The sequence below is a fragment of the Salinicola sp. RZ23 genome, assembly GCF_003206675.1.
Classification (GTDB): Bacteria; Pseudomonadota; Gammaproteobacteria; order Pseudomonadales; family Halomonadaceae; genus Salinicola; species Salinicola endophyticus.
Genome location: NZ_PZJK01000013.1, coordinates 257,781 through 274,465, shown reverse-complemented (window position 1 = coordinate 274,465; position 16,685 = coordinate 257,781). Strand labels below are relative to the sequence as shown.

At 68.2% G+C, this 16,685-nt stretch carries 13 protein-coding genes; 9 read left to right on the top strand and 4 right to left on the bottom strand.

Annotated elements, in window-relative coordinates; translation table 11 throughout:
• Positions 1-32 precede the first annotated feature (32 nt).
• Complete coding sequence (ggt, locus tag DOM67_RS13725) at positions 33-1,775, bottom strand: gamma-glutamyltransferase (RefSeq protein ID WP_110676842.1); 1,743 nt, start codon at positions 1,773-1,775, stop codon at positions 33-35.
• Positions 1,776-2,031: 256 nt separating this feature from the next.
• On the opposite strand from ggt, the gene rpe reads away from it, so the two are divergent.
• Genes rpe through DOM67_RS13710 form a run of 3 tightly spaced genes read left to right on the top strand, consistent with a single transcriptional unit; the run spans position 2,032 to position 3,847 of the window.
• Positions 2,032-2,721 carry a ribulose-phosphate 3-epimerase gene (rpe, locus tag DOM67_RS13720; RefSeq protein WP_110676840.1) on the top strand — a complete coding sequence of 230 codons (690 nt, stop codon included), beginning with the start codon at positions 2,032-2,034 and terminating at the stop codon, positions 2,719-2,721.
• Between the two features lie 4 nt (positions 2,722-2,725).
• Positions 2,726-3,064, top strand: coding sequence for a GIY-YIG nuclease family protein (locus DOM67_RS13715; protein ID WP_348627305.1), 339 nt, complete (start codon positions 2,726-2,728; stop codon positions 3,062-3,064).
• 36 nt (positions 3,065-3,100) lie between these two features.
• Positions 3,101-3,847, top strand: coding sequence for a ParA family protein (locus DOM67_RS13710; RefSeq protein WP_110676836.1), 747 nt, complete (start codon positions 3,101-3,103; stop codon positions 3,845-3,847).
• A gap of 89 nt (positions 3,848-3,936) precedes the next feature.
• Here the strand turns inward: DOM67_RS13710 and DOM67_RS13705 are convergent, their stop codons facing one another.
• Entirely contained in the window at positions 3,937-5,580 is a 1,644-nt protein-coding gene (locus DOM67_RS13705) for a dihydroxyacetone kinase subunit DhaK (RefSeq protein ID WP_110676834.1), read from the bottom strand.
• A gap of 243 nt (positions 5,581-5,823) precedes the next feature.
• On the opposite strand from DOM67_RS13705, the gene DOM67_RS13700 reads away from it, so the two are divergent.
• Positions 5,824-7,560 (top strand): VRR-NUC domain-containing protein, encoded by a 1,737-nt coding sequence (locus DOM67_RS13700; RefSeq protein WP_110676831.1) that lies wholly within the window; start codon positions 5,824-5,826, stop codon positions 7,558-7,560.
• Positions 7,557-9,908, top strand: a complete 2,352-nt coding sequence (locus DOM67_RS13695; RefSeq protein ID WP_110676830.1) for an ATP-dependent DNA helicase — start codon at positions 7,557-7,559, stop codon at positions 9,906-9,908. The genes DOM67_RS13700 and DOM67_RS13695 overlap by 4 nt, the downstream gene beginning before the upstream one ends.
• A gap of 21 nt (positions 9,909-9,929) precedes the next feature.
• Here the strand turns inward: DOM67_RS13695 and DOM67_RS13690 are convergent, their stop codons facing one another.
• Positions 9,930-11,228 (bottom strand): NAD(P)/FAD-dependent oxidoreductase, encoded by a 1,299-nt coding sequence (locus tag DOM67_RS13690; RefSeq protein ID WP_110676828.1) that lies wholly within the window; start codon positions 11,226-11,228, stop codon positions 9,930-9,932.
• 286 nt (positions 11,229-11,514) lie between these two features.
• On the opposite strand from DOM67_RS13690, the gene DOM67_RS13685 reads away from it, so the two are divergent.
• From DOM67_RS13685 to DOM67_RS13675, 3 genes are all read left to right on the top strand, one after another.
• Entirely contained in the window at positions 11,515-12,180 is a 666-nt protein-coding gene (locus tag DOM67_RS13685; RefSeq protein WP_110676960.1) for a phosphoglycolate phosphatase, read from the top strand.
• Between the two features lie 220 nt (positions 12,181-12,400).
• Positions 12,401-13,897, top strand: coding sequence for an anthranilate synthase component I (gene trpE, locus DOM67_RS13680; RefSeq protein WP_110676958.1), 1,497 nt, complete (start codon positions 12,401-12,403; stop codon positions 13,895-13,897).
• Positions 13,898-14,038: 141 nt separating this feature from the next.
• Positions 14,039-14,689, top strand: coding sequence for a VTT domain-containing protein (locus DOM67_RS13675; protein WP_157958864.1), 651 nt, complete (start codon positions 14,039-14,041; stop codon positions 14,687-14,689).
• A 129-nt stretch (positions 14,690-14,818) separates the two neighbouring features.
• Here DOM67_RS13675 and argF read toward each other — a convergent pair whose 3' ends face one another.
• Complete coding sequence (gene argF / locus DOM67_RS13670; protein WP_110676824.1) at positions 14,819-15,736, bottom strand: ornithine carbamoyltransferase; 918 nt, start codon at positions 15,734-15,736, stop codon at positions 14,819-14,821.
• 582 nt (positions 15,737-16,318) lie between these two features.
• On the opposite strand from argF, the gene grxD reads away from it, so the two are divergent.
• Positions 16,319-16,663: a Grx4 family monothiol glutaredoxin gene (gene grxD / locus DOM67_RS13665; protein WP_110676822.1), complete on the top strand. Its 345-nt coding sequence runs from the start codon at positions 16,319-16,321 to the stop codon at positions 16,661-16,663.
• Positions 16,664-16,685: the final 22 nt, after the last annotated feature.

Sequence of the window (16,685 nt, the reverse complement as noted above, 5' to 3'; positions counted from 1 at the left end):
CACCGGCTACCCGGGACGCGGCGAGCCTGCACTCAAAGCCCCATGGCAGAGGAGGTCGAACGGCGCGGATCGGCGCCGCCGGTGAAGGTGCCGTCGGGTTCGATCAGGATCGACTGGGCCGCGCCCATCGCCGCCTGCTGGCTGAGCGTGTGGCCCATCGCCTCGAGCAGGGCTTGGGTGTCGGGGCTGATGCCATCCTCGATGCGAATCTCGTCGGGCAGCCACTGGTGGTGGATACGCGGCGCGCTCACCGCGCTCTGGATGTTCATGCCGTGGTCGATCACGTTCATCACCACCTGCAGGGTCGTGGTGATGATGCGCGAGCCCCCGGGGCTGCCGGTGATCAGGAAGTTCTTGCCATCCTTCTTGACGATGGTCGGGGTCATCGACGACAGCATGCGTTTACGCGGCTCGACCTTGTTGGCCTCGCCGCCGATCAGACCGTAGGCGTTGGGGGCACCCGGCTTGGCCGAGAAGTCATCCATCTCGTTGTTGAGCAGAAAGCCGGCGCCGTCGACCACAATGCCCGAGCCGTAGCTGAAGTTGATGGTATAGGTGTTGGAGACCGCCAGGCCGTTGTCGTCGGCGATCGAGAAGTGCGTGGTCTCGTTGGACTCGTAGGGCAGCGGGTTGCCGGCGGCGATCTCGGTGCTCGGGGTGGCGTGGTCGAGGGGGATCTCGGCGCGCAGCTTGGCGGCGTAGGCCGGCGAGGTCAGCCCGGCCAGCGGCACGTCGACGAAATCGGGGTCGCCCAGATATTTGGCGCGATCGGCGTAGGCGCGCTGCATGGCCTCGGCCATCAGATGAATGGTGCGCGCCGAGTTGAACCCCATGGCTTGAATGTCGTAGCCCTCGAGGATATTCAGCATCTGCACGATATGCGCGCCGCCGGAGGAGGGCGGGCTCATGGCGTAGACATCGTAGCCGCGATAGTTGCCGTGTACGGGCTGGCGAATCCTGGGCTGGTAGTCGGCCAGATCCTGAGCGGTCATCAGGCCGCCGTGGCGCTGCATCTCGGCGCTGATCAGACGCGCCGTCTCGCCCTCGTAGAACTCGCGCGGGCCCTTGGCGGCGATGCGCTTGAGCGTGGCGGCGAGATCGGGCTGGCGGAAGCGCTCGCCGGCGCGATAGTTGGAGCCGTCGGGTTTGTAGAAGACCTTGCGCGTGGAGTCCCACTGCTTGAGTCGATCCTGGGCCTGCTCGAGCCCTTCGGCGAAGCGCGGCGGCACGCTGAAGCCCTCCTCGGCCAGGGTGATCGCCGGCGCCAGCGCCTCCGCCAGGCTAAGCGTGCCGTACTTGTCCAGCGCCAGGGCCAGGCCGGCCACCGTGCCGGGCACGCCCGAGGCGTTGTGGGTGAAACGCGACAGCTGCGGCACCGCCTCGCCCTGGTCGTTCTGGAACATCGTCGCGTAGGCCGCCGCGGGCGCCTTCTCGCGGTAGTCGATGGCGATCACCTCGTCGCGCTGCTCGTCGGAGATCAACATGAAGCCGCCGCCGCCGATATTGCCCGAGCGCGGCTGGGTCACCGCCAGCGCGAAGCCCGCGGTGACCGCGGCGTCCACCGCATTGCCGCCCTTGGCGAGAACGTCGTGGGCGATCTGCGAGGCCAGGTAGTGGCTGGTCGCGACCATGCCGTGTTCACCCACCTGCGGATGAAAACGCTCGCCCTCGAGAATCGCCGAATCAGCCAGCGCCAGCGGGGCGGCGCCCAGATAGAGTGTGGAGAGGCTGATCGATAGCCAGCGCCGGACGGTCGTGCGAACGCGTGAGGACATGGGAGGGCTCCTGATCCTGATGCTGTTTTTGATTGTGGTCTGGGTCTGGCTGCCGATCGGGTAGGGCTCTGGAGGTCGGGATCCAGATAGAGGCAGCAAGACCGTCAGCGCCGGCGGATGGCCCATCCGCCGCGGTGTCTGGCCGAGCATAGCCCGTGAGCGCACGATCGGCTAACCGCAGCGTCGCCGAGGGCTGCTAGAATGCAGGCATACCGAGGCCCATGCCACGCCCTTCACTGTCAGGACTCTGCGTCACATGCGTGATTTCAAGATTGCTCCCTCGATTCTTTCCGCCAACTTCGCCTGCCTGGGACAGGAAGTGGATGATGTCCTGGCCTCCGGCGCCGACATGATCCATTTCGACGTGATGGACAACCACTACGTGCCCAACCTGACCATGGGACCCATGGTCTGCGAGGCGCTGCGCAAGCACGGGGTCACCGCGCCGATCGACTGCCATCTGATGGTCAAGCCGGTGGATCAACTGATCGGTGATTTCATCGACGCCGGGGCCAGCTATGTCACCTTCCACCCGGAAGCCTCGGAGCATATCGACCGCTCGCTGCAGTTGATCAAGAGCCGTGGATGCAAGGCCGGGCTGGTGTTCAATCCGGCTACGCCGCTCTCCTATCTCGACTACGTGATGGACAAGCTCGACATGATCCTTTTGATGAGCGTCAACCCCGGCTTCGGCGGCCAGTCGTTCATTCCCGCCGCGCTCGACAAGCTCCAGGCGGCGCGGCGCCGGATCGATGCCAGCGGGCTGCCGATCCGGCTGGAGATCGATGGCGGTGTCTCGCCGCAGAACATCGCCGAGATCGCCCGCGCCGGCGCGGATACCTTCGTCTCCGGCTCGTCGATCTTCAAGGCGCGCAGCCTCGACGACCCGAATCGCTACGATGGCGTGCTCGGCGAGATGCGCAGCGCCCTCGCCAGTCTGGATTGAGGGCGTGGCAGCAGCGAGCGAGTGCGGCCGCGAGGCGGGGAGCGACGACCGTCCCTGGTATCTCTATCTGATCGAGACCGCCGCCGGCGCGCTCTATACCGGCATTACCACCGACGTCGCGCGGCGCTTCGCCGAGCACAGTCGAGGCAAGGGGGCACGTGCGTTGCGTGGGCGCGGGCCACTGACGCTGCGTCACGTCGAGCGAGTGGGTAGCCAGAGCGAGGCGCTCAAGCGGGAGGCGGCGATCAAGCGTCTTGGCGCGGCACAGAAGCGGCACTGGCTGGCGCAGCGTGACAACGATTGTCATCGAATTGTCATCACGCCAGAGAATCCAAGCCCTTAAACTGTAATGATATGTTAACGTTGGGTGGTCGAGAGCATGAAGGTCGTGGCGCTGCACAACTTGAAGGGCGGAGTGGGCAAGACCTCGGCGGCGGTCAATCTGGCCCGGGAGGCCAATCGCGATCGGGTGCCTGTGCTGCTGTGGGATCTCGACGCCCAGGGCGCCTCGACCTGGATACTGGGCGGCGAGAGCGGGCTGAGCAAGAAGGTCTCCAAGCTGCTCGCCGGCAAGTCACCGCTCGGCGAGCAGGTGCAGCACACACCGTGGGAGCGCTTCGATCTGCTGCCGGCGGACATCCGCCTGCGCGAGCTGGATCGCCTGCTCGGCGCCAGCGCCGATGGTGACAAGCACCTCAAGCGGCTGATCGAGCCGTTCGGCGAAGAGTACGGGCTGATGATCCTCGACTGCCCGCCGGGGCTCTCGACACTGGCGGAGCAGCTGATCCGCGCCGCCGACCGTATCCTGGTACCGACCATCCCCAGCCCGCTCTCGGTGCAGGCCTTCTCGCGCATGCTCGATCATCTCGATCTCAAGAAGCGTCAGCGCGAGCGGCTCTCGCCCTTCTTCAATCTGGTCGACCGTCGGCGCACCCTGCACCGCGACTGGATCGATTCACCCCCGGCGGCACTCGGCCGGCCCATGCGTAGCTGGATTCCCTATGCCAGCGATGTCGAACGCATGAGCCTCGAGTGTCGGCCGCTGGCCGACCTGGCACCGCGCAGCCGCGCGACCCTGGCGTACCGCCAGCTGTGGCGCGAGCTCAAGGCCGATCTCGACGCCTGAGGCGCAGCGATGGGCGGCATAGACAGGGCGCGGTATCGGGCGCCATAGACGGGGCGCGGCATCGGGCGCCAGATCAAAAGCCCGCGCGTTCAGGCTTCGGCCAGCGCGCGCAGTACCCGCGCCACCGCCTCGGCACCGGGATCTGTCACCCCCTGCAGGGCGCTCTCCGGCAGATAGGCGGAGCGCCCGGCGCCAGCACGGGCCATCGTCGCGGTGGCATCGGCACCTTCCCGCGCGCGCTCGGCCGCCAGCGCCAGATCGCCACCCTCGCGCAGCGTCTCCACCGCCGGTATCAGCGCATCGAGCAGGGTGCGGTCGCCCTGTGCCGCGCCGCCGTAGCGCTGCATGCGCTCGATGCCCACCGCCAGCGCCGCGGCGAGATCGTCGTTCTCGGTCAGCTCGGCCCCCGCTGCGGTGAACAGGATCGACAGCAGCACGCCGCTGGAGCCGCCCATGTCACGGGCGAGGCAGGCGCCGATGGCGCCGAACAGCGCGCCCGGCCGGGCGCTTTCGAGCTGGCCGGCGTCTAGCCGTCTGGCGACGGCCTCGGCGCCGCTGGCCAGGCTGGTGCCGGCATCGCCATCGCCGCTGCGGGCATCCAGGTCGTCGAGCGCCTGGCGTGAGTCGCGCAGAACCTCGATTGCCGCATGCAGGCGTGTCTCCACCGTGGCGTCACGCTCGACATGCTCGGGCACAGTTGTCTCACTGACCTGGGGCGTGAAGCGGGCCGGCGCGCAAGGGGTGTTCAGCCCCGGCCAGGCGGGCGCGGTGGTCGGGGCGGCGAGCGCGCTGACCAGCTCGTCATCGGCCGCCACTAGCGTGATCGAGAAGCCCTGCATGTCTAGCGACGTCATCATCGCTGCCGGCCCGATCACGCCAGAGAGCGCCAGCCCGCGGCGATTGACCAACAGGCTGGCGGCGAGCACCTGCATCTCCTGTTCGGCGGCGCCGCCCAGATTGTTGAGCAGGGCCACGTAGGGTGGTGCGTAACCGCGCGCGGAGAGCGTCTCGGTGAGCGGCGCCAGCAGGGTCTCCACCGCCTCGCTGGCACTCTCCGGCTCGACTCTTCGCACGCCGCTCTCGTTGTGAATGCCCAGGCCCAGCTCCGGGGCGCAGGGCGCCTTCGCTTCGCCCGGGCGAGCGGCGTGGGAGAGCGCCAGCCCCAGCGAGGCGATCCGCGGCAGGGCGGCGTCGACGCGTTCGCTCAAGGTCTCCAGCGGGGTCTGCTGTGTTGCCAGCCAGCCGGCCAGCTTGTGCACGATCAGGGTGCCGGCGATGCCGCGGGGCTGGGGCGCATCGGGCAGGGCGATATCGTCGCCGACGATCACCATCGACACCGCCAGGCCCTCCTGGCGCGCCTGCTCGGCGGCGAGGCCGAAATTGAGCCGGTCGCCGGTGTAGTTCTTGACGATCAGCAGACAGCCGGCCGCGCCGCACACTTCGCGAATCGCGGCGAGTACCGCATCGACGCTGGGCGAGGCGAACAGCCCACCGACCACCGCGCCGGTCAGCATGCCCTCGCCGATGAAGCCGGCGTGGGCCGGCTCGTGGCCGCCACCACCGCCGGAGAGCAGGGCGACCTGGTCACGCCCGTGGAGCTCGCGATCCCAGTCGGCGCGGACCAGAATGCGCAGATGCTGGCTGGGTTCGGCGATACGCACGTCCGTCAGCGCACTGACGCCGGCGAGGACGTCATCGATCAGGGTGTCGGCGGCGTTGTAGAAATGCTGCATGAGGCACTCCGGCAGTGGCAGGCCCGGGGACGATGGCCGAGGTGGAGAACGAAGAGGAGCAGGGCGTCGCCACCCGGTATGGCGGTATTGCGTCGGCCCGCTCAGACCCCGAGGTTAGCCCAGATAGGCATACGCTTCGAGCGCTCGCCGCCGAACCAGATGGCGCCGAGGCGACTTCGATGGCGAGGCCGGAACCTGTATGCTTAGCCAGTTCACTCGCCACTCTCCATGCGATACTCCCCTATGGCGTTGCCCACGCTCGACGACCCGTTTTACTACCTGGCCAATTTCCACACTGTGCTCGACTGGCTCGGGTCGCGTTACACCGACCTGTTGTCGGCCGAGGAGCGCGACTTCATCGCCGCCTTCGAGGCGCTGCCGCGGCCCTCCCGGGCGCTGCTGGTGCGTATGGTGATGCGCAAGGGCGTCGACTTCCGCGCCAGCCGGCTGTGCTATGCCGAGATCGGTGATACGAAAGCGGCAGCGGCCCCGCTGATCGCTGCCGGCTGGGTCGAGACCGATGCCGAGCTGGCGCTGGCAGCACTCTTCGCATTGACCACCCGTCAAGAGCTCGCCGCCGATCTGGCGCCTTGGCTGGCCGAGCTGGGGCTTTCGCTGCGTGCCGGCAAGGGGGCTTGGCGCGAGGCGCTGGCGGCCGAGTCGCCGGCGCCGCGAGCGTTGCCGGCATGGTTGCCGAGCCTCGACGATACCCACTACCGGTTGACCGTCGATGCCCTGGGCGAGCGCTTCCGGCTGATGTTCTTCGGTAACCTGCGTCAGCAGTGGTCGGAGTTCGTGCTCGCGGATCTGGGCGTCTACCGCTTCGAGTCTGTTCCCCTGGCGGCATCGTCGCGGGCCTTCTCGCGGCGCGACGAACTGGAGGCCTACCATCATCTGCACCGCTGTCGCGAGCGCTTCGATGCCGACGAACCGTTGGCTGACCTGCTCGCCGAGGTGCCGAAGGCGCCCTTCGACAACCCCTGGCTGGAGCGCCGTCGCGGGCGGCTGCTCTACAAGCTCGCCTATCGCTGTGAGCGCCACGGCGAGCTGCAACAGGCGCTGGCGCTCTATCACGACAGTGCCGCGCCGGAAGCGCGTCTACGCCGGGTTCGGGTGCTCGAACGCCTGGCGCGATTCGACGATGCCTGGCAACTGGCCCAGCGTGCCGAGGCCGCGCCGGTGAGTGCCGCCGAGGCCCAGGCGCTGGGGCGCATCGTACCGCGTCTGCGGCGCAAGCTGGGGTTGCCGCGGCGCGACGCCGCGGCGCCGGCGGAGCCCGAGCGCATCACGCTGACGCTGCCGCGCAGCGGTTGGGTCGAGGGCGCGGTGGCGGCGCATCTGAGCCGCGACGAGGCGCCGGTGATCTATGTCGAGAACACCCTGATCAATGCGCTCTTCGGCCTGCTCTGCTGGGAGGCGATCTTCGCGCCGCTGCCGGGGGCCTTCTTCCACCCGTTCCACAGCGGCCCCGCCGACCTCTTCGACGAGGACTTCCACACCCGGCGCCAGGCGCAGTTCGCGGCCTGCCTGGCGACGCTGGCGTGTGATGACTATCGCGACATCGTGCGTCAGCGCTTTCACGCCAAGCACGGCATACAGTCGCCTTTCGTGGCCTGGGGGGCGCTCGACGAAACCACGCTGGAGCTGGCACTGACGTGTCTTCCTGCGCGCCATCTGCGGCTGTGGTTCGAGCGTCTGCTGGGCGATATTCGTGCCAACCGCGCCGGCATGCCGGATCTGATCCAGTTCTGTCCGGGTGAGGCGCGCTACCGCATGATCGAGGTGAAGGGACCCGGGGACCGCCTGCAGGACAACCAGAAGCGCTGGCTCGCTTTCTGCGCCGAGCACGCCATGCCGGTCAGCGTCTGCTATGTCAGCTGGGAGGAGCAGAGCCTGGACGCCGCGGCGAGCGGGCCGGACGCGACGGCAGAGGATGGCGGCGTGCCGCTGGCGCGCGCTCCGGGTGGTCGCTCGGCGTGAGTTACCGTATCGCGGTGCGCGCCCTGTGCGAGTTCTCGGCCAAGGCGGGGGATCTCGATCTGCGCTTCACGCCATCGCCTTCGGCCCAGGAGGGCATCGCCGGCCACCGGGTGGTGAGCGAGCGCCGCGGCGAGCGCTACGAGCGTGAGGTGGCGCTCGCCGGGCACTATGCGCATCTCGAGGTGCGCGGACGCGCCGACGGCTATGACCCCGACGCCAACCGGCTCGAAGAGATCAAGACTCACCGCGGCGATCTGGCGCGCCAGCCGGCCAACCAGCGCGCCCTGCACTGGGCCCAGGCTCAGGTCTACGGCCACTTGCTGTGCCTGGCGCGGGGGCTCGATCAGCTCGACGTGACCCTGGTCTATTTCGATATCGCCAGCCAGCGCGAGACGCCGCTCAGCCAGCGCTGCAGCGCGTCTGAGCTGCGCGAGGTGTTCGAGACCCACTGTCAGCGCTTTCTGGCCTGGGCCCAGCAGGAGCTGGCCCATCGCCGCCGGCGCGACGCCGCGCTGGTGGCGCTGAACTTCCCGTTCGCCGACTTCCGCGCCGGCCAGCGCGAACTCGCGGAGGCGGTCTACAAGGCCACCCACACCCGGCGCTGGCTGCTGCTGCAGGCGCCCACCGGCATCGGCAAGACGCTGGGGACGCTGTTCCCGATGCTCAAGGCGATGCCCGGCGAACCGCTCGACCGGGTGTTCTTTCTCACCGCGCGCAACACCGGCCAGCAGCTGGCGCTGGAAGCCCTGGAACAGCTCGGTGCGCGTCCGCCCGGGGTGTCAGCGGCCTGCGCCGAGGCGCCAGCTCCCGCAGGGTCTTCTGCGGGGGAGGCGACACCGGCGCTGCCGCTGCGGGTGCTCACGCTGACCGCGCGGGAGAAGGCTTGCGAGCACCCCGACAAGGCGTGCCACGGCGAGGCCTGTCCGCTCGCCGCGGGCTTCTACGATCGCCTGCCGGCGGCACGCTCGGCAGCCGCCGAGCGTGGCTGGCTCGACCGCGCCGGCCTGCGCACAGTGGCCCTCGAACACCAGGTCTGCCCTTACTACCTGGGGCAGGAGATGTCGCGCTGGGCCGATGTGGTGGTCGCCGACGTCAATTACTACTTCGATCTGCACGCCCAGCTCTACGCGCTGACCCTGCAGCAGCAGTGGCAAGTGGGCATTCTGGTGGACGAGGCACACAACCTGGTCGAGCGCGGTCGCGGCATGTATACCGCGACCCTCGATCACGCCGCCTTTCGGCGCCTGATGCCGCAGCTGCCGGCGCCGCTCAAGCGCCCGCTGGCACGGGTCGCCACGGCCTGGCAGGATCTGGCGGAGCAACTGGACGAGGCGGGGACGACTCGCGACTACCGCGTGCTCGAGCGTCTGCCGGGCAAGTTGATCGCCGCGCTGCAGCACGCGGTATCACGGATCGTCGAGTATCAGAGCGAGCAGCCGATCGCGCTGGACGGCGAGCTGCAGCGCTTCTCCTTCGAGGCGCAGCATCTGTGCCGGGTGGCCGAGACGTTCGGCAACCACTCCCTGTGCGACCTGACCCGGCAGCCGCCGCGCGGACGCCAGCGCCGGGCCGGGGCGATGCTGACCCTGCGCAACGTGGTGCCGGCGCCGTTTCTGGCCGCGCGCTTCGCCGCCGCCCATGGCGGTACCCTGTTCTCCGCCACGCTCTCGCCCCAGGGCTACTTCCGCGATCTGCTCGGGGTGCCCGACGCAGCACCCTGGCTGGCGCTGGGCTCGCCCTTTGCCGCCGGCCAGCTCGAGGTGCGCATCGCCACCCGGCTGTCGACCCGCTACGCCCATCGCGAGGCCTCGCTCGAACCGCTGGTGGCGCGCATCGCCGCGGGTTTCCATCAGCGCCGCGGCAACTATCTCGCCTTCTTCTCGAGCTTCGCCTATCTGGAGCAGGTCGCCGATCGTTTGGCCCAGCGTCACCCCGAGGTGCCGCAGTGGCGCCAGGCAGCGCGGATGGATGACGCCGCCCGGACCAGCTTTCTGGCGCGTTTCGAGAGTGGTGGGGCAGGGGTGGGCTTTGCCGTGCTGGGGGGGATCTTCGGCGAGGGCATCGATCTGCCCGGCGAGCGGCTGATCGGTGCCTTCGTCGCGACACTGGGGTTGCCCCAGGTCAACCCGGTCAACGAGCAGATGCGCGAACGCCTGCAGGCACTGCTCGGCAGCGGCTACGACTATGCCTACTTCTATCCTGGCATGCAGAAGGTGATTCAGGCCGCCGGGCGAGTGATCCGCACCGCCAGCGACCGCGGCGTCATCGAACTGCTCGACGACCGTTTCGCCCAGCCGCGGGCGCAGGCGCTGCTGCCGGCCTGGTGGCCCGAGCCCCGGCTCGACTGAGCGAGCGCGGGGCACCCCCTCTCAGTGCAGTTTCATCTTGGGGCGCAGATAACGGTTGAGCCCGTCCACGACCACCGTCATGCCGGTCTTGAACAGGCCGTGGATCGCCATCTGGTGCATGCGATAGAGCGAGGCGTAGAACAGCTTCGCCAGCCTACCCTCGATGAACAGGCTGCGCGCCGAGGTGCCGCGCATCAGGCTGCCGACCGCCTCGAAGTGTGCCAGCGAGATCAGCGAGCCGCGGTCATGGTAGACGAACGGCTTGAGCGGCTTGCCGGCCATCGCCGCGCGCAGGTTGTGGTAGCAGTGGGTCGCCTGCTGATGAGCCGCCTGGGCCCGCGGCGGCACCCGCTTGTCGTCGTCCTGGGGGCAGGCGGCGCAGTCGCCGAAGGCGAAGATGCGTTCGTCGTCGAGACTCTGCAGCGTCTGGTGCACCTTGAGCTGATGATTGCGCTCGGTGGCGAGGCCCAGCTCGGAGAGGAAGGCCGGGGCGCGGATACCTGCCGCCCATACGCTCAGGTCGGTCATCAGCGGTTCGCCATCGGCGGTGATGAAACCGTGCTCGTTGGCTTCGGTGACCCGGGTATCGACATGGATCTTGACCCCCAGGCGCTCGAGCTCGCCGTGCACCGCGCGGCTGATGCGTTCGGGCAGCGCCGGCAGCACACGCGGGGCGGCCTCGATCAGGTGCACCTCGAGCTTGCCGCTGTCGAGGGCGGTGAAGCCGTAGCTGTGCAGCATCTTCGAAGCGCCGAACAGCTCCGCCGCGAGCTCCACCCCGGTGGCCCCCGCGCCGACCAGACCGACGGTCAGCTTGGGGTGGGTGCGCCGTTCCGGATCGCTGTAGCGCAGGAAGGTGTTGAGCATGTTGCGGCGGAACTCCTCCGCCTGCTGCGGGCTGTCGATGAAGTGGCAGTGCTTGGCCACGCCGGGGGTGCCGAAGTCGTTGGAGACGCTGCCCACCGATAGGACCAGGTAGTCGTAGGCGATCTGGCGTGCCGGCAGCACCACGACGTCGTCGGCGTCGTGTATCGGTTCCAGGGTAATGGTGCGGGCGTCGCGGTCGATGCCGCTCAGGGTGCCGCGCTGAAAGCGGTAGCCGTTGTGCTTCGAGTGGCCCTGATAGGAGACCTCGTCGAGACCCGAGTCGAGGGTGCCGGTGGCGACCTCGTGCAGCAGCGGTTTCCAGATGTGGGTGGGGTTGCGGTCGACGAGCACGATGTCGGCGCGCTGGCGTTTGCCCAGCTTGCGGCCCAGGCGGGTCGCGAGCTCGAGGCCGCCGGCACCTCCACCGACCACCACGATACGCGGTGTGGTCATGGCAGAAGACTCCTTGCGGAAGCGATGAAAACGAAGGGGAAAGTGTCTGCGCTGGCGTCGAGTGACGTCGCTGCCCGGCGGCCGCGGCCGATACGGTGAGCGAGCGCGGGATGAAGTGGGATGACGCGATCCGTGGCAGATGAGATGACGCGGAGGGCTACAGCAGGGATCACAGTCACGAAAAGGCCGGTCGACTCGACGAAAGTATAGCCGGTAGGATACGCCCATCGCTGCCGCTTGGCACCCGCGAATGGTGCTGCGGCGCCGCCTCTGGAGACTGCACACGATGCTGCCCCTGCTCGACGACATCCGCCTCATCGCCTTCGATCTCGACGGCACCCTGATCGACTCCGTTCCCGATCTCGCCGCGGCGGTGGACGCCATGCTGGGCGACCTGACGTGGCCGCCCGCGGGCGAGGCCAAGGTGCGCGACTGGGTCGGCAATGGTTCGCACCTGCTGGTGGCCCGGGCGCTCGCGGACGCGGGCGGCAGCGCTGCCGACGAGGCGACGCTGTCGCGCGCCCATGCGCGCTTCCTGGCGCACTACCGTGCCGCCCCCTGTGCGCGTACCCGGGTGTTCCCCGGGGTCCGCGAGGCCCTCGACGCGCTCGACGCGCGCGGCCTGGTGCTGGCGCTGGTCACCAACAAGCCGGCGGCTTTCATCGACCCGATCCTCGAGGCGCTGGCGCTGCGCGACTACTTCCGCCTGACCCTGGGCGGCGACTCGCTGCCCGAGAAGAAGCCGCACCCGGCGCCGCTGCTGCATCTGGCCGCGCACTTCGAGATCGCGCCGCATCACTGCCTGATGGTGGGGGACTCGCGCCACGATATCGAGGCGGGCAAGCGTGCCGGCTTTCGTACCCTGGCGGTGCCCTACGGCTACAATCACGGCGAGCCGGTGGCGGCGAGCGCCCCCGACGGTCTAGTTGAATCGCTTCAGGAACTCGTTTAGGGTTTTTCGACCGGCCCCGCGCCCGCTTTGGCGCCGGCCGCTAGCCACCATTTTCACGCCCTTTTCTCTGGACCGAGCCCCGCATGCAACCGGATAGCCGACGCCCCGTGTGTTCCAGCGCCCTGATGCGCCACGTCAAGCGTTGGCGATGGTGACTGTCAGCCCGATTGCCGTATCTGCCTGTCGCTGATTTCCCCTGTTGGAGCCCGGTCTCATGACGATGACCCCCGAGCGTTTTGCCGAGCTGGCACAAGCCGGCTACAACCGTATTCCCGTGACCCGCGACGTGCTCGCCGATCTGGACACGCCGCTGTCGACCTATCTCAAGCTGGCCGATGCCCCCTGGACCTTCCTGCTCGAATCGGTGCAGGGCGGGGAGAAGTGGGGGCGTTATTCGATCATCGGCCTGCCCAGCCGCGAGCGCGTCGAGGTGCGCGGCTTCACCGTGCGCCACCTGGTCGACGGCGAGCAGCATGGGGTCGCCGAGGTGGCCGATCCGCTGGCCTGGATCGAGCAGTTCCAGGCGCGCTTCAAGGTGCCGCACCTGGATGATCAGCCGCGCTTCGACGGCGGTCTGGTGGGCTACTTCGGCTATGACACCATTCGCTACATCGAGCCGCGTCTGCGCAGCGAGCGCGCCGCCGAGAAGCCCGACCCGATCGGGGTGCCGGACATCCTGCTGATGGTGTGCGACGAGCTGGTGGTGTTCGATAACCTCTCCGGCCGGCTGCAGCTGTGGACCCACGCGGACCCCGAGGAGGCCGATGCGCTGGCCTCGGCCTGGGAACGGCTCGAAGCGCTCGAGCTCAAGCTGCGCAGTGCGACCTTCAACACCCTGAGCCCGGGCACCGGGCGCAACGACGTGGCCGAGCACGACTTCCACGCCAGTTTCAGCGAGCAGGGCTACAAGGAGGCGGTGGCACGTATCAAGGAGTACGTGCTGGCCGGCGATCTGATGCAGTGCGTGCCCTCCCAGCGCATGTCGATCCCCTATCAGGCGCCGCCGCTGGATCTCTACCGCGCGCTGCGTAGCCTCAACCCGTCGCCCTACATGTTCTTCCTCCATCTTGGCGATCATCACGTGATCGGCGCCTCGCCGGAGATACTGACCCGGCTGGAGGGCGACGAGGTCACGGTGCGGCCGATCGCCGGTACCCGCCCGCGCGGCGCCACGCCGGCCCAGGACAAGGCGCTGGAGGAGGAGCTGCTGGCCGATCCCAAGGAGATCGCCGAGCATCTGATGCTGATCGATCTGGGGCGCAACGACATCGGTCGCATCAGTCAGACCGGGACGGTGGAGGTGACCGACCGCATGGCGATCGAGCGCTACTCCCACGTCATGCACATCGTCTCCAACGTCACCGGCAAGCTGCGTGGCGGCATGTCGGCGATGGACGTGCTGCGTGCCACCTTCCCTGCGGGCACGCTCTCCGGGGCGCCCAAGATCCGCGCGCTGGAGGTGATCGACGAGCTCGAACCGGTCAAGCGCGGCATCTACTCCGGCGCGGTGGGCTATCTCTCCTGGCACGGCAACATGGACATGGCGATCGCCATCCGTACCGCCGTGCTCAAGGATGGCGAGCTGCACGTGCAGGCGGGTGGCGGCATCGTCGCCGACTCCGACCCCGACGACGAGTGGCAGGAGACGCTCAACAAGCGCCGCGCGCTGTTCCGCGCCGTGGCGATGGCGGAGAAGGGGCTCGACAACCTCGAGTGATGCCATCGGCTGTCATCTGCGTGTCATGCTTGTCGCTTTCCATCGGGAGGCATGACACATGCCGATTCCGCTCTCCCCGATGATCCCCGATCCGCTGTCGCCGCCGCGCGGCAGCGCTCTCTGCCGCGGCGGCAGCGCGCCATGAAACTTGCCTGGCGCTGGTGGCGGGTGGCCCTGGCGGCGGGGCTCGGCGTCGCCCTGTGCGTGCTGTTCGCGGCGTACGGCGGCGTGCCCCATGGCTGGCTCGAGGAGTTGCAGCTGCTGCCGTTCACCCTTGCCATGATCGTGCTGCCGGCGCTGGGCGTGCCGATGACCCCCTTCTTCATTGTCGCCGGGCTGCGCTTCGGCGTGGCCGGCGGCCTCGCCGTGGCCGCGCTGGCGACCCTGTGCAATCTGCTGCTCTGCTACGCCATCGCGCACAGCCGCCTGCGCCCGCGTCTACGTCAGCTGCTCCAGCGGCGCTTTCCCGCGCTGGCGGAGCTCGATGTGGATCGCCGCAGTGCTTGGCGGGTCACCTTCCTGATCAAGCTGGTGCCGGGCGTGCCGATGTTCATCAAGCACTACGCCCTCGGTGTGGCCGGTGTGCCGCGCTCGATCTATCTCACGGTGGCGCTGCTGACCACAGGCCCTTACGGGGTGGCCTTTGTGGTCCTGGGAGAGTCCGCCCTGAGCGGGGATCTGGGGCAGGCCCTGGGGGTGCTGGCGGCGCTCGCGCTGATTGCGGTGTCGCTGTTGGCCTGGCGTCAGGCGCGTCGACGTCGCCTGGCACGGCGGGCGGCACAGGGCGAATAGATGGCAGAGAGACGGCGAAGAAACGTTGAAGGCCCGGCTCGCTGTGGAGCCGGCATCACCGCCGGCGTCGGGGCCGGCGGTGATGAGGGGGGCGTGTTGGCTCAGTCGGCCTGGTTTAGTCGACCTGGATCAGTCGACCTGGCCCAGCAGCAGGAACTCGATCAGTGCCTTCTGCGCGTGCAGGCGGTTGCCGGCTTCCTGCCACACCACCGCGCGCGGGTCGTCGAGCAGGGTAGTGCTGATCTCTTCGCCGCGATGCGCGGGCAGGCAGTGCAGGAAGATGGCGTCGGCGGCGGCCTGGTCGAGCAGCGCTTCGGTGACCTGGAAGCCGTCGAAATCGCGCTCGCGCTTGGCCTGCTCCTCCTCCTGGCCCATCGAGGCCCACACGTCGGTGGTCACCAGGTCGGCACCGCGTACGGCCGTGGCGGGGTCGCGCACGATCAGCGCGTTATCACCAGCGGCGTCGAGGATGTCCTGGCGCGGCTCATAGCCCTGCGGACAGCAGATGCGCAGCTGGAAGTCGAACTGACGGGCGGCGTTGATCCAGGAGTGGCACATGTTGTTGCCGTCGCCGATCCACACCGCGGTCTTGCCCTTGACCGGGCCTCGGCACTCGGTCCAGGTCATGACATCGGCGAGCAGCTGGCACGGATGGTAGTCGTCGGTGAGGGCGTTGATCACCGGCACCGTGCTGCTGGCGGCAAACGTCTCGAGACCATCGTGGGAGAAGGTGCGGATCATCACCGCATCGACCATCTCCGAAAGCACCCTTGCGGTATCGCCGATCGGCTCGCCGCGGCCGAGCTGGGTATCGCGCGGTGACAGGAACAGCGCGTGCCCGCCGAACTGGGCCATCGCGGTCTCGAACGAGACCCGGGTACGGGTCGAGGACTTCTCGAAGATCATCGCCAGGGTACGATTGCTGAAGGGCGTATAGGTCGGCCCCTGGGTCTTCAGTGTGTTCTTGATCTTGATCGCGCGCTGAATCAGATAGGCGAGCTCGTCGCGGGAGAGATCCAGCAGGGTCAGAAAGTGGCGTGCGCTCATGGGCAGTTCCCGTTCGTTTTGGCCAAGGAATCACTGCATAAATGCCTGCACAAGCGAATGGCTGCGTTACGCGGTACTAGAAAGCTCGCCTAACCTCATGTTATGTCTCGCTTTCTGCGTTCCGGGCGCCTTGCCCTTCATCCTGTTCGGCGATTTATCCAGCGTTTCACTAATTCTGCGGCAGCGCCCCTCGCGCCGCGCGGCAAACTCGAATGCCGGTCGCCGGGTGGCGGCGGCCGGTTCGCTGCAGAGCAGACCCAGCATCGCGCGGTAGCGGCCGCGGGGGGAGAGCCCTGCAAAGAAAAAAAGCGCCGTGAGCGAAAAGCCGTCGGAACGGTTCGCTGAACGGCGCCGTCACCGGCGGAGCTGCCTGCCGGTTCGTGCGAGATCCTTCATCCTAACCAGCCCCCCGCAGCCGCGCAATGGCCCGCGGTGGCGGCGCCGAGCAGGCGTGGGGCGGCGATCGCCGGGGCAGGGGTGTTTTCGCGCCACGTCATCAGTAGAATGAGTGTCACGGTCAAACTTCATCTGTAGCCACGCGACGGGCGCCGTGTTCGCGCTCGTCCCGTCAAAGGACGTCCCATGAGCGATACCCTCGACACCATCAAGCAGCAGATCGGCGACAACGCGATTCTGCTCTATATGAAAGGCACCCCGCAGCTGCCGCAGTGCGGCTTCTCCGCCCAGGCGGTGCAGGCGCTGATGGCCTGCGGCGAGCGTTTCGCCTTCGTCAACATCCTGGACAACCCGGACATCCGTGCCGAGCTGCCCAAGTACGCCAGCTGGCCGACCTTCCCGCAGCTGTGGATCGACGGCGAGCTGGTCGGCGGCTGCGACATCATCGTCGAGATGTACCAGAGCGGTGAGCTCGAGCCGATGGTGAAGGAAGCGGCGGCGAAGTCGGCGGAAGCTTCCAGCGACAGCTGAGGAAAAGCGGCCACCGGCCGCG